Consider the following 12,960-nt stretch of genomic DNA (forward strand, 5'->3'; position numbering starts at 1 on the left):
CCCTACGGCGTCGCCATCGCCGCGGCCGGGGTGGCGACCCTGCCGCAGTCGCCCCTGCTGAGCGGCGGATGAGCCGCTCCGCGTCACCGGAGAGCTGAGCCATGCTGCGCATCCTGTTCCTCGTCGTCGCACTGGTCGGCGCCGGCGGCGCCGCTTGGTTCGCCGCGGGGCTTTTCGTAGAGAAGCCCGAGACGATCGTGATCGTCGAGGCGCCGCCGCCTCCGCCCCCGCCGCCGCAGGTGCTCGTCGTGGCCGAGGAAGTGAACATGGGCCAGACCCTCAAAGAGGAGCAGCTGGTCTGGCGCGAGTGGCCGCAAGCGCAGATCGCCCCGGAATTCATTCAACGGGCCGTCCGCCCGGACGCTATCGCCGAACTGACGGGCGCCGTGGCGCGCGCGCGATTCGTCGCGGGCGAGCCTGTGTTGCCGGCGAAACTCGCGGACGGCTCGTCGGGTCTGCTCGCCGCGGTGCTCCGCCCCGGAGAGCGCGCCCTCGCCGTGCGCATCTCCGCCGAGAACACCGCAGGCGGTTTCGTCCTGCCCGGCGACCGCGTGGACGTGCTGCTCACGCGCCTGATCCAGACGGCGGACGGGCGCGACGTCACCTCCAGCACGGCGATCCTGCGCAATGTCGAAGTGCTCGCCATCGACCAGCGCGCCTTCGAGACCGAGACCGACGCCGTTCTCGGCAAGACCGCGACGCTGCGGCTGAGCGCGACGCAGGCCGAGCAGCTCGCCGCTGCGGAGTCGAGCGGAAAACTGTCGCTCGCGCTGCGCGCCGCCGCCGATCACGGCCTCGTGGAGCTGGAGGCGGAGCCGGCTCCGGCCGCGCCGGTCGAGTCCGACCCTGTCGCCGAGGCGCCGCCCGCGCCCCCGCCGCCTGAAGAGGCGCCGGCCATCGTGGTGCGCCGCGCCGGCGTCGCCGAAACCGTGAGCATGCCATGACCGCAGCGATCCCGCAGCCGACGCACGACCCGGAAGCCGACGTCCCGACTTCGGTCGAAGCCGCCATCTCACCGGGGCCGAAAGCGGCGGTCGCAGCGGCGGAAACCGCCCCGTCGCCGACTGTCGCGCCTCCGCCCGCCCCCCCGGTCCCGCCCTCGCGGACGCCGGCACCCCGCGCCGCCGCCGCGCCGGTCGATCCGGGGACCGACGCCTCGCTGCGCGCGATGGATGCGACGATCGCGGCGCGCCCCACGGCGATGCTGCCGCACATCTCGATCCATTGTTTCCCCGCGAGCGAGGCCAGCCGGACCCCGTTCGACGCTTTCGCAGCGGATCGCAGGCTCGCCCGCGCGACCGTCGAGATCGTCCCTGGCGGGCTGTCGGCGGCGGCGCGCCGCTATGCCCAGGAGCCCACCGCGAATCTCGTGATCGTGGAGTCCCCTGACACGGCCGAGGCGCTGCTGTTCGAACTCGACCGCTTCGCGGAAGTCTGCGACGAGGGCGCGCAGGTCGTGGTGGTCGGCGCGATCAACGACATCGCGCTTTATCGCGCGCTCAAGGGGCGCGGCGTGGCCGACTACATGCTGGCGCCGGCGCGCCCGCTCGCGCTGGTCGACGTCGCCTCGCGTCTCTTCAATCCCGACGACGCTCCGGCGCGGATCGGGCGCGTGATCGCCTTCATCGGCGCCAAGGGCGGCGTCGGCTCGTCGGTGATCGCCCAGAACGTCGCCTGGCGCCTGTCGGAGACCTCCGGCGCCGACGTGCTGCTGCTCGACATGGATTTCGCCTTCGGGGCCTCCGCGATCAGCTGCAATGTCGACGCGCAGCGCGGCATGGGCGACGCGATGCGCGAAGTCGAGCGCCTCGACGGCGCATTGCTGGAGCGCCTGTTGACGCGGCGCGGCAAGCATCTGTGCCTGCTCGCCGCCCCCGCCTCGCTCGACTACGATCAGGAGCCGCACCCCGCCGACATCGAAAGGCTGATCGAGGTCGCCCGCCGCGCGATGCCGATCGTGGTGCTCGACCTTCCGCATCACTGGAACCACTGGGTGCGCGCGGCGCTTCTCCAGGCGGATGCCGTGGCGGTGGTGACGTCGGCCGGGCTCGCCGCGATGCGCAACGCCTCGCTGCTGGTCGAACAGCTGCGCACGCTGCGCCCGAACGACGCGGAACCGCGCGTCGTGCTCAACCAGTTCGGCGCCCAGAGGCGCAACGAACTTGACCTCAAGGACGTGAAGGCGACGCTCAACCTGACGCCGGGCTTCAGTTTCGACTTCGATCCCAAGCTGTTCGGCGCCGCCGACGCGAAGGGCGCGATGATCGTCGAGACGCCCGGCGGGCGGAAGCTCGGCCCGACCTTCGACGCGCTGGCGGCCGATCTGACCGGGCGGACCAAGGCCCCGACCAAGTCCGGCTGGAGCCTGCAATCACTGTTCTCTCGGAAAGGCTGAGGGGCGGCGCCGACATCGCTCGGCGACGCGTCACTCCATCGCGCCGAGGGCGCTGCGGCGCGGACGCGCGAAGGCGGTCTCGCGCACCTGTTGCGATGCGGCGAAGCCGAGCAGCCACGCCTCGTAATCGTAGAAGACCTCGGCCACTACGACCGCCTCTCCACCCGGTATGGCCAGATCGGCGGGCACGTCGGCCTCGCCTCCGGGCGCGCCGACGGCGCTGGCGACGGTGAGCCCGCCGCCGGTCCGCTGCCATGCGACAGTCGCAGGATCGCCCGCAGCGGGAATGACCACGCCGGTCACGACCACGGCGAAGCGCCCGCCCGCCTCGAAGGGCCGAAGCATCACCGGCATCGCCGAGAACAGGCTGTCGAGCTCCGTCGCCCGCACCACTTCGGCCCGCGCGATGACTTCGGACACGTTGCTCGCGATGTTGACGATCTTCAGCCGCAGATAGATGTAGCGCCCGACCTCGGTCAGCCCGAGAAGCATCGTGATCAGCACCGGGGCGAGCAGCGCGAATTCGACGGCCGACACGCCGTCGCGCCGGCGCAGGAAGCGCAGCGCGCCCCCCCGACATGGCGTCGCCCGCCGCGCGGATGTGCGGTTGCGGGTCATGTCACCAGGGCTCGTTGCGCACCGGCGCGGCGGACCGGATCACGAAGGGCCCTAACGCTTCGTTGAGAAACGGCGTGATGGAGCGATACTCTGCCGAGACGCGATAGACGACGATGGCGTCGGCGCCCCCGGCGCCGGGGATGCCCGGGTCGCCGTCCCAGACGCCGTTTCCGTTGACGTCGTCGAAGGTTTCGCCCGAGCCGAGTTCGCCGTCGCCGTCCAGATCGAACAGCCATTCCGCCGTCGCCGCTGCGTCGAAGTTGTCATAGACCATCGTCTGGATGTTCAGACTGCGGTCGTTCAGCAGCCCGAGCGTCTGGTCGTGCACGATCTGCCGGATCCGCTCGTCGCGCGTTGCGTCGAGCGGAACGGCGCCGGTGGCGCCGAAGCGCGCCGCGTTCAGAGTGGCGCTCTCGAGAGAGAGTGTCAGGAACAGGAGCATCCCGAAATCGAACACGCCGATCAGAAGAATGAAGAAGGCGGGTCCGACCAGCGCGAATTCGATCGCGGACGTCGCCCGACCGTCGCGCAGATAGCGCCTGGCCGTCATTGCACGATCCTGAGATTGCTCAGGCGCTGGCCGATGCTGCGGAACGCCGTGCTCAGGTTGGCGGCGTCAGGGGCGTGAAAATAGCCGGAGGGTTCGGTGGCGCAGTCGCGATAGAGCGTCTGCGTGGCGGCGTTGGGCGATCCGCCGAAGGTGATCGTGTAGATCAGGACGCCTTCATCCTTCATGGCTTCGCACATACGCGCGAGCCGGCTGTCGAGTTCGGTGTTGCCGGCGGCTATCGACGTGTAGCCGAGGTCGTTCAGACGCCCATAGGCGGTGTAGTCTGATCCGTCGGGGCCGGTGGGGGGGTGGTCGTAGAAGACGTTGTCGCCGTCGGTCAGCAGCACGACGGCCTTGTCCATCAGCGGCGTGAAATAGTCGAAGGGCATTTCGGCGGGGGTCGGTCCGCCCCACAGGTCTCGCCAGCGCGGCGAGATCGTCCGCCAGCCCCAGACCATGCCGAGATTGCTGGTCGTGCCGCCGCGGTGCCAGGGCAGCATCTCCGCGATCGCGGCGGTGACGGTCGCCTTCTGGTTGGTCAGAGAGGTGATCGCCGGCCCGCAGCCGAGATTGGGACCTGTCCCGTTGTTCTGGGCGCCATTGCTGTCGTCGATGCTGTCGGGGTCGGCGGGGTCCCAGATGTTGTCGGTGTCGGGCGCGTAGAAGAAGCTGTCGAACGGATCGTCGGCGGGCGGGTCGTCGCGTTCGTCGCCACCCATCGAGCGCGCCTCCACGCAGCCTTTCCAACTCGTCGGCTCGAAGCCCGACGGCGTTGTGCGCGCCCGGTCGCCGAGGGCGAGCCATCCCGTGCGTCCGCCGCCGATGTTGACCGTCGCGGTGTAGGGCACGACGCTGATCCATAGCAGCGGCAACTCGTCCGCATCGCCGAACAGGATGTTGACGAGGTCGGTGGCCGCCGTGCGCATGGCGCCGATCTTGCCGCTCGACCGCATGGATCCGGTGTTGTCCATAACCAGCGCCAGTTCGAGGCCCCGGTTCATCCGCTCGACCATGGCGGAATCGGCGACCTGAACGGTGTCGCGACCGAAAAGCTGCATGATGACGGTCGGAACGCTCACATCCGCCTCGACCGTGATGAAGTCGTTCGAGTCGTCCACCCCGTAGCGAAAATCGGTGACTTTCGCTCCGAGATAGCCGGGCGGGAAGTTGGCGTCGAAGAACCGGCGCGCGTCCGCCGCCGCGCGCTCCTCGAGCACCACGCGCGCGGCGGCGAGACCCGCCGCGTCCAGCGCCTTGGCCATCCGGTTCTGCACGAGATAGGCCCGCCCAGCATCCACCGCGAGACCGATCGAGGCCATCAACGGCAGCGCGGCGAGGCCGAAGAGCAGCGCGACGTTGCCGCGCCGATGCGACAGAAATCTCGCGCCCGCCTTGCGGGCTGCGCAGGTCGTGGAGTTGGGGCCGAAGAGTTTCATGTCGAAAGCCACCTCTCAGGGTCGGCATGCGACAGTCTGCGCAGCAGACGCTTCAGAACACTTAACAAGCAGGGACGCGCCTGCGCGCCGCGCGGCTCATTGCATTCCCATCAGCTTGATCGCCGCCGGCATCAGGATCACGACGAACAGCACGGGGAGGAAGAAGAAGATCATCGGCACAGTCAGCTTTGGCGGCAATGCGGCGGCCTTTTTCTCCGCCTCGGTCAGCCGCGCCTCCCGCTGCTCCGCCGAGATCACGCGCAGCGAGGCTGAGAGGCTGGTGCCGTATTTCTCGCTCTGCATCAGGCTCGAGACGACCGAGCGCACGCTGTGCAGCGCCGTTCGGTCGCCGAGGTTGCGAAACGCCTGCCCGCGATCCTGCAGATAGGAGAGTTCGGCGACGGTGAGGTTGAGCTCCTCGGACAGGTCGGCGCATTGTCCGGCCATCTCGTCGGACACGCGTGCGAGGGCCGTCTCGATGGTCATGCCGGACTCGACGCAAATCAGCATCAGGTCGAGCGCGTCGGGCCAGGATTTCAGGATCTCGACGCGCCGCTTGTTCAACTGGTTGTGGACGTAGATGCGGGGAAGGAAATGCGCGGAGGCGGCTCCCCCCACGAGCACGGCGACCTGCGTGATCGCGGGCGGGGGTTCGGGGATGAGGACATATAGATACGCCGCCGAGCCCGCCAGCGCCAGCAGCGGCAGGACGACCTGCATCGAGACGTAGATGGCGACGGCGCCGGGTTTCTGGAAGCCCGCCCGCCGCAGCATGCGCGCGGTCTCGGCGAATTGCGCGCGGTCGTCGCCGTCGGGCCGGCCCCGCATGCGGCTCACGATGCCGAGCAGCATCTTCTGCGGCGCCTGCCGCAGAGTCGCCGCCGTCTCCTCGATCAGCCGGGCGCGTTCGCGCGAGCGGATGCGCTCGCGCTCGGCCCGGATCAGCTTCAGCCGCTCGGCCTTGCTGTCGCGTCCGAGATAGGGCCAGAGCACGACAGCCAGCGCGAGGACCACCGCGACGGCCGCGAGCAGCGACAGGAGGGCGGCGCGGTCGTCGGCGGTGAGGAAGATGAAATTCTGCATGGCGCCGCTCAGACCTCGAAGTTGATCATGCCACGCATCACGAAGACGCCGATCGACATCCAGACGCCACCTGCGGCCAGCGCGATGTTTCCGATCTGGGTGGTGAACAGAAGCGTCACGTAATCAGGTGTCGTCAAATAAAGCAAACCTGCAACGACGACAGGCAGGGAGCCGATGATGGCGGCGGAAGCCGTCGCTTCGGTGCTGATCGCTTTGATCTTCGCCTTCATCTTTCTACGGTCGCGGAGCACGCGGGAGAGATTGCCGATCGCTTCCGACAGATTGCCGCCGCTGCGGTTCTGGATGTTGAGGATGATCCCCAGCAGGCGCACTTCGAGCAGGGGGGCGCGGTCGAAAAGCCGCTCGCCCGCCTCGTTGATGGTCAGCCCGACGCCCATGTCGTCCACCAGCTGACGGAACTCGCTGCGGACCGGCTCGCGCCCTTCGGTCGCGATGATCCGCAGGCAGTCTCCCAGCGGCAACCCCGAGCGCACGCCGCGGACGATGACGTCCAGCGCGTCGGGCAGTTCCGCGAGAAAGACGCGCATCCGCTTGGAGCGCTGCTGGTTGACGAACAGATGCGGACCGAGCAGCCCCGCCGCGAAGGCGAAAGCGAGAGCGAGGGCGGGGGAGAGGCCGGCGAGCCCGACGCCGCCGACGAAGGCGGCGATCGCCGTCGCGACGCAGACGACGACATAGACCGGTTTCGACCAGCCGAGCCCCGACTGGCGCAGCCGCACCGCCAGGCTCACGCGACTGGTCTTCTGCGAGCGGGCGCGCTGCTTCTCGGCCATCTCGCGCAGAGTGGTCTCGATCTGCTTGCGTCGGTTGCGGTCGCCGCGCTCGCCGCGGCGAAGCTCGCCGCCGCCGCCCGGCGCAGCTCCAAGCGCGAGCTGGATGCGCCGGCGCGCCGCCTGCCGCGCGCTGACTTCCAGATAGATCGCAGCTCCGATCGCCATCAGCAGCAGCATCGCGGCCGCCGCTGCAATCGGCGCGAGCGGCGCTTCGACCCCGCCGACGTCGATGGTTCCCCCGAGCATCAGATCTCGACCTCGGAGGCGTCGAGCGCGGCGGCGAGATTGGCCTCCTCGCCGTAATAGCGGGCGCGCTCCCAGAACCGCGGGCGCCCGATGCCGGTCGAACGATGCCGCCCGATGATCCGCCCCGCCGCGTCCTCGCCGGTGATCTCGTAGACGAAGATGTCCTGCGTTATCGGCACGTCGCCCTCGAGGCCGACCACTTCGGTCACATGGGTGATCCGGCGCGAGCCGTCGCGCAGGCGCGCGGCCTGCACGATGACGTCGATGGAGCCGACCATCATCTGGCGCACGGTGATGGCGGGCAGGCCGAGCCCGCCCATCGTGATCATCGCTTCCATGCGCCCCAGCGCCTCGCGCGGGCTGTTGGCGTGCAGGGTTCCCATCGAGCCGTCATGGCCGGTGTTCATCGCCTGCAGCAGGTCGAAGGCTTCGGGGCCGCGCACCTCGCCGACGATGATGCGGTCGGGCCGCATGCGCAGGCAGTTCTTCACGAGGTCGCGCATGGTGACCGCGCCCTCGCCCTCGAGATTGGGCGGGCGCGATTCGAGCCGCACGACATGGGGCTGCTGCAGCTGGAGCTCGGCGCTGTCCTCGCAGGTGACGATGCGCTGGTCGTTGTCGCAATGGGCGGAGATGCAGTTGAGCAGCGTCGTCTTGCCCGATCCGGTGCCGCCCGAGACGATCACGTTGCAGCGCACCCGGCCGATGATGCGCAATATCTCTGCGCCTTCGGGCGTGATCGAGCCGAAGCGGACCAGCTGCTCCAGCGTCAGCCGGTCCTTCTTGAACTTACGGATGGTGAGCGCGGCGCCGTCGATGGACAGGGGCGGGGCGATCACGTTGACGCGGCTGCCGTCGAGCAGGCGGGCGTCGCAGATCGGGCTCGACTCGTCGACGCGGCGGCCGACCTGGCTGACGATCCGCTGGCAGACATTGAGCAATTGCTGGTTGTCGCGGAAGCGCAGGGCGGTCTTCTCGACCTTGCCGTTCACCTCGATGAAGATGTTCTTCGTGCCGTTGACCATGATGTCGGCGATGTCGTCGCGCGCAAGGAGCGGCTCAAGCGGGCCGTAGCCGAGAATGTCGTTGCACAGATCGTCGATCACGACGTTCTGCTCGGTCGTCGAGAGCGCGACCTTCTTCGCGGAGATGATGCCGGAAGCGAGGTCGCGGATCTCCTCCCGCGCGAGGTCGGCGGCCATGTCCTTCAGCCGCGCGACGTCGATCGTCTCGATCAGCGCGGTGAAAATCTCCTTCTTGAGCTTGAAATGCGCGTCGGAGTCGCCGTCCTCGCCCGCGGCCTCGGCGTCGGGGCGCTGCGCGGAGGTGGCTGGCCGCCGCGGCGCGGGGGACGGAGCGTTCGCAGGGGATCTGGCGGGAGCCGTGGTTGGGGCCTGCGACGGCGCGGAGGTTCGAAGCTGCGCCGCAACCGGGGGGGGCGCCGTCTCGGTCGGGGATGCTGCGCTGCGTTTGCCGAACATCTGTCTCGCCGTCCTCGCCGCAGGGTTGCGCGGTCTCGGGGTCCGCCGCCGCTTGCGCGCGGATCGCCGCCCGGAGCGAGCATCGGCGCCGCCGGTTAAGAAAAAGCCCCATTTCCACAGGCCGCGCGACCGCGTAAGCGCCATGCGCGACGAGACGCGCGAAAGGGGGCGGAGATGCGCGAGGGCGCGCGCGTGGCGGCGGCGATCGCCGTTCTGGAGCAATTCGAGCGCGGCGAAGGGCCGCCGGACCGGCTGTTGGCCGCCTGGGGCCGCGCGAACCGCTATGCGGGCTCCGGGGACCGCGCCGCGATCGGCGATCTGGTGCACGACGCGCTGCGCCGGCGGCGCTCGCTGGCCTGGCGGCTGGGCGACGATGCGCCCCGCGCGGCGCTGATCGGGCTGGCGGCGGCGCGCGGCGACGATCCGGCGCGGCTCTTCGACGGCGCGGGCCATTGCCCGGCGGCCTTGTCTCAGGCCGAACGAAACGCCCTCGCCGCGCCGAGGCCGCCCGCGCCCGATCCGGTGCGGCTGGACTATCCCGACTGGCTGGACGGCGCGCTGCGCCTCAGTCTCGGCGCGCGCTTCGAGGCGTCGATGACGGCGCTGCAGCGCCGCGCGCCCCTCGATCTGCGTGTGAACCTTTCGCGCGCGACCCCCGAGCAGGCCGCCGCCGCGCTCGCCGAGGACGGGATCGCAACGGTCGCGGCGCCGCACGCGCCGCACGGATTGCGCGCCGCCGCCGGCGCGAGACTGCGCGCGAGCCGCGCCTACGCCGAGGGTCTCGTCGAGCCGCAGGACGCAGCGAGCCAGGCGGCGGCGGCCTTCGCGGCGGCGCAGCCGGGCGAGACGGTGCTCGACCTGTGCGCCGGCGGCGGCGGCAAGACGCTGGCGCTGGCGGCGGCGATGCAGGGCCGCGGCCGCCTGATCGCGCATGACGCCGAGCCCGCCCGCATGAACGACCTCCCCGCCCGCGCCGCGCGCGCCGGCGCGCGCGTCGAGTTGCGGGGGCCGGGCGCGCTCGACGATCTCGCCGGGCGCTGCGACCTCGTCTTCGTCGACGCGCCCTGTTCCGGCTCGGGAAGCTGGAGGCGCGACCCCGGCGGCAAGTGGCGGCTCACCCCCGCCCGGCTGGCGGCTTTGGTCGCCGCCCAGCGGCGCATCCTCGTCGGCGCGCTGCGGCATCTGCGCCCCGGCGGACGACTCGCTTACGCGACCTGTTCCTTGCTGCGCGCGGAAAACGAATGCGCAGTGGACGCCTGTGTCTGCTCGCAAAACGGGAATATCGGCATTTTGCGCACGCTAAGGTTGATACCCGCCGATGACGCGGATGGTTTCTTCTGCGAGATTGTCGAAAATTGCGCTCGCGCATCGCGAGGCTGACACGAATGCGCGACAGCTGGAGCGAAGCGCGCTGCGCTGCGCGCTGGCGGCGCGCGGATGAGAGGCGGTGGAGGGGATGGACAGGCTTGCGACGCCCTCGCCGCGCGCGGAGGCTCCAGCGCCGGAGACCCGCAACGCGGCTCCGTCGGCACAGGGCCGCGCCGCGCGTCCGGTCGACCGCGCCGCAGAGGCCGCGCTCGCCGTCGCAGCGGCGCTCGGCGCATGGGCGGCCTCCGCAGCGGCCTCGCCTGTCGTGGTTCGGGCCGTCGCCGCGTTCGCCGTCGGGACGGCGGCGTATCTTCTCATCCGCCGCCTGCGCGCCTCCGGAGCGCTCGATCGCAACGCGGCGGCCTTCGCCGCCTTGTTCGCGCGCGCCCAGGCGCCGGCGGCGCTGTCGGACGCAGAGGGCCTCGTGCGCGCCGTGAATCCCGCGATGGCCGCCGAGGCCTCCGCCGCCGAGAGGGGCGGCGTCGCGCCGTCTGCGTCGATCAGCGATCTGCTCGCGCGCTTCACGCCGTCGCCGGAGCCGACGGTCTACCGTCTGCTGCGCGCCGTCGCCGAGCGGGGCGAGGCGCAGGAGCCGCTCGCGGGCGACCCCGCCCGGCGCAGCGTGCGCGCCCGCGCCGCCGACCCCGGCGCCGTGGTCTGGACCGTCGAGACCCCCGCCGACGCCGCGCCCGCCGCCTCGGCCTCCGACGCCTTCATCGAAACTCTGCCGATCGCGTTGGCCCGGCTTTCCGAGCGCGGCGAAATCCTCTTCGCCAACGCCGCCGCGCGCGCGCTGCTCGGCGCCGAGGCGCGCCCCGGCGCGCGGATCGGCGCGCTGATCGAGGGCCTCGGGCGCTCGATGGACACCCGCATCGCCGAGGCGCTGCGCGGCGACAGCAGCGGCCGCCCGGAGATCGCGCGCAGCGAGCCCGACGGGCGCGAAGTGTTCCTGCAGGTCTCGCTGACATTGGTCGAGATGGAGGGCGCGCGCGGCCTCGTCGCCGTCTTCGCCGACGCGACCGAGCTCAAGACGCTGGAGGCGCAATTCGTCCAGAGCCAGAAGATGCAGGCGGTCGGCCAGCTCGCCGGCGGCGTCGCGCACGACTTCAACAACCTGCTCACGGCGATCTCGGGGCACACCGACCTGCTGATCCAGCGCCATGGCCTCGACGACAGCGACTACGCCGACCTCAACCAGATCCGCCAGAACGCCAACCGCGCCGCGGGCCTCGTGCGCCAGCTGCTCGCCTTCAGCCGCAAGCAGACCCTGCGGCCGCGCGTCGTCAACCTCGCCGACAGCCTCACCGAACTCAGCCATCTGCTCAACCGGCTGCTCGGCGAGAAGGTCAGCCTGCGCATCCAGAGCGCGGAGGACCTCCACCTCGTAAAGGTGGACGAGCGCCAGTTCGAGCAGGTGGTGATGAACCTCGTGGTCAACGCCCGCGACGCGATGCGCGAGGGGGGGGAAGTGCTCATCCGCACCGCCAACGCCCGCATCGCCGCCGAGCGGCGGATCGGGCGGGCTGTCATGCCGCGCGGCGACTATGTGCTGATCGAGGTCGTCGACCGCGGATGCGGCATCGCGCCGGACAAGCTCGACCAGATCTTCGAGCCCTTCTACACGACGAAGCGCGCGGGCGAGGGCACCGGGCTGGGGCTGTCCACCGTCTACGGCATCGTCAAGCAGACGGGCGGCTTCATCTTCGCCGACAGCCGGCTCGGCGAGGGCACGACCTTCGCCATCTACCTGCCGCGTCATCTCGGGCCGGAGCCCGAAGCCGTCCGCGCTCCCGCGCCGCCGGCGCAGCAGGACCTCACCGGTCGCGGCGTCGTGCTCCTGATCGAGGACGAGGCTCCGGTGCGCGCCTTCGCCGCCCGCGCGCTCAAGCTCCGCGGCTATGAAGTGCTGGAGGCGGCCTCCGCCGAGGAAGCCCTCGACCTGCTGGAGGACCCCACCTTGCAGGTCGACGTGCTGGTTTCCGACGTGGTGATGCCCGGCATGGACGGCCCGACCTGCGTGCGCGAGGCGCGCAAGATGCGCCCTGACGTCAAGGTGGTGTTCGTCTCGGGCTACGCCGAGGACGCGCTCAAGCGGTCGATGGAGGGGATCGACAAATGCGTGTTTCTGCCCAAGCCGTTCTCGCTCAACGAGCTGACGGCGAAGGTCAAGGAATGCGCCTCGAACTGACGCCGCCGCAGCATCGAAAATTTCATGGTTCGTTCTCTTTTTGATGTTCCCCTTCCGTCCCGGATCGACTAGAAACATACGAAGAACATTCCGGCGGTGCGCGGCGGCCCCATCCTGGGCGCGATCGCCCGTTGATCTGGCGAGGGAAATCCGCGATGACGCAGGACGTGCTCCGTTTGGTCGAAAGGCGCGAGATGGACAAGCAGAAGGCGCTGGACTCGGCGCTGGCGCAGATCGAGCGCGCATTCGGCAAGGGCTCGATCATGCGGCTCGGCGCGCGCGACGCGGCGCTCGAGATCGAGTCGATCTCGACCGGCTCGCTCGGCCTCGACGTCGCGCTCGGCATCGGCGGGCTCCCCAAGGGCCGCGTGATCGAGATCTATGGGCCCGAGAGTTCCGGTAAGACCACGCTGGCGCTGCACGTGATCGCCGAGGAGCAGAAGAAGGGCGGCGTCTGCGCCTTCGTCGACGCCGAGCATGCGCTCGACCCGGGCTATGCGCGCAAGCTCGGGGTCGACATCGACGAATTGCTGATCTCGCAGCCCGATGCGGGCGAGCAGGCGTTGGAGATCACCGACACGCTGGTGCGCTCGGGCGCGGTGTCGGTGGTGGTGGTCGATTCGGTGGCCGCGCTGACGCCGCGCGCCGAACTCGAAGGCGACATGGGCGACGCGCAGGTCGGCGCGCAGGCCCGGCTGATGAGTCAGGCGATGCGCAAGCTGACCGCGAGCATCTCGCGCACCGGATGCATGGTCATCTTCATCAACCAGATCCGCATGAAGATCGGCGTGATGTTCGGCA

The 12,960-nt window shown here is 70.2% G+C and carries 11 protein-coding genes; 5 read left to right on the forward strand and 6 right to left on the reverse strand.

Going from position 1 to position 12,960, the window contains the following annotated elements; all coding sequences use genetic code 11:
- Positions 1-101: 101 nt before the first annotated feature.
- Both cpaB and V7Q31_RS14400 read left to right on the forward strand, forming a co-directional pair.
- Positions 102-944, forward strand: coding sequence for a Flp pilus assembly protein CpaB (cpaB, locus tag V7Q31_RS14395; protein WP_333834554.1), 843 nt, complete (start codon positions 102-104; stop codon positions 942-944).
- Positions 941-2,395 carry an AAA family ATPase gene (locus tag V7Q31_RS14400; protein WP_333834555.1) on the forward strand — a complete coding sequence of 485 codons (1,455 nt, stop codon included), beginning with the start codon at positions 941-943 and terminating at the stop codon, positions 2,393-2,395. The genes cpaB and V7Q31_RS14400 overlap by 4 nt, the downstream gene beginning before the upstream one ends.
- A 30-nt stretch (positions 2,396-2,425) precedes the next feature.
- On the opposite strand, the gene V7Q31_RS14405 is transcribed toward V7Q31_RS14400, so the two are convergent.
- The 6 genes from V7Q31_RS14405 to V7Q31_RS14430 form a co-directional block, all read right to left on the reverse strand.
- Complete coding sequence (locus tag V7Q31_RS14405) at positions 2,426-3,013, reverse strand: TadE/TadG family type IV pilus assembly protein (RefSeq protein WP_333834556.1); 588 nt, start codon at positions 3,011-3,013, stop codon at positions 2,426-2,428.
- Between the two features lies 1 nt (position 3,014).
- Entirely contained in the window at positions 3,015-3,563 is a 549-nt protein-coding gene (locus V7Q31_RS14410; RefSeq protein ID WP_333834557.1) for a TadE/TadG family type IV pilus assembly protein, read from the reverse strand.
- On the reverse strand, positions 3,560-4,999 hold the full coding sequence (locus V7Q31_RS14415; RefSeq protein ID WP_333834558.1) for a TadE/TadG family type IV pilus assembly protein: 1,440 nt from the start codon (positions 4,997-4,999) through the stop codon (positions 3,560-3,562). Before V7Q31_RS14415 ends, V7Q31_RS14410 begins: the two co-directional genes overlap by 4 nt.
- Before the next feature lie 96 nt (positions 5,000-5,095).
- On the reverse strand, positions 5,096-6,082 hold the full coding sequence (locus tag V7Q31_RS14420) for a type II secretion system F family protein (protein WP_333834559.1): 987 nt from the start codon (positions 6,080-6,082) through the stop codon (positions 5,096-5,098).
- 8 nt (positions 6,083-6,090) lie between these two features.
- Positions 6,091-7,122 carry a type II secretion system F family protein gene (locus V7Q31_RS14425; protein ID WP_333834560.1) on the reverse strand — a complete coding sequence of 344 codons (1,032 nt, stop codon included), beginning with the start codon at positions 7,120-7,122 and terminating at the stop codon, positions 6,091-6,093.
- The gene (locus V7Q31_RS14430) at positions 7,122-8,603 is read right to left on the reverse strand and encodes a CpaF family protein (protein ID WP_333834561.1); all 1,482 of its coding nucleotides are present in this window, start codon (positions 8,601-8,603) and stop codon (positions 7,122-7,124) included. Before V7Q31_RS14430 ends, V7Q31_RS14425 begins: the two co-directional genes overlap by 1 nt.
- A 174-nt stretch (positions 8,604-8,777) precedes the next feature.
- On the opposite strand from V7Q31_RS14430, the gene V7Q31_RS14435 reads away from it, so the two are divergent.
- The 3 genes from V7Q31_RS14435 to recA form a co-directional block, all read left to right on the forward strand.
- Positions 8,778-9,983, forward strand: a complete 1,206-nt coding sequence (locus V7Q31_RS14435) for an RsmB/NOP family class I SAM-dependent RNA methyltransferase (protein WP_333834562.1) — start codon at positions 8,778-8,780, stop codon at positions 9,981-9,983.
- Positions 9,984-10,059: 76 nt separating this feature from the next.
- Entirely contained in the window at positions 10,060-12,159 is a 2,100-nt protein-coding gene (locus V7Q31_RS14440) for an ATP-binding protein (protein WP_333834563.1), read from the forward strand.
- Positions 12,160-12,314: 155 nt separating this feature from the next.
- Positions 12,315-12,960 (forward strand): recombinase RecA (recA, locus tag V7Q31_RS14445; RefSeq protein ID WP_333834564.1); only part of this gene is annotated, 646 nt, incomplete at its 3' end.

Origin of the sequence: Rubrimonas sp., from assembly GCF_036788415.1 — a bacterium.
Lineage (GTDB): Bacteria > Pseudomonadota > Alphaproteobacteria > Rhodobacterales > Rhodobacteraceae > Rubrimonas.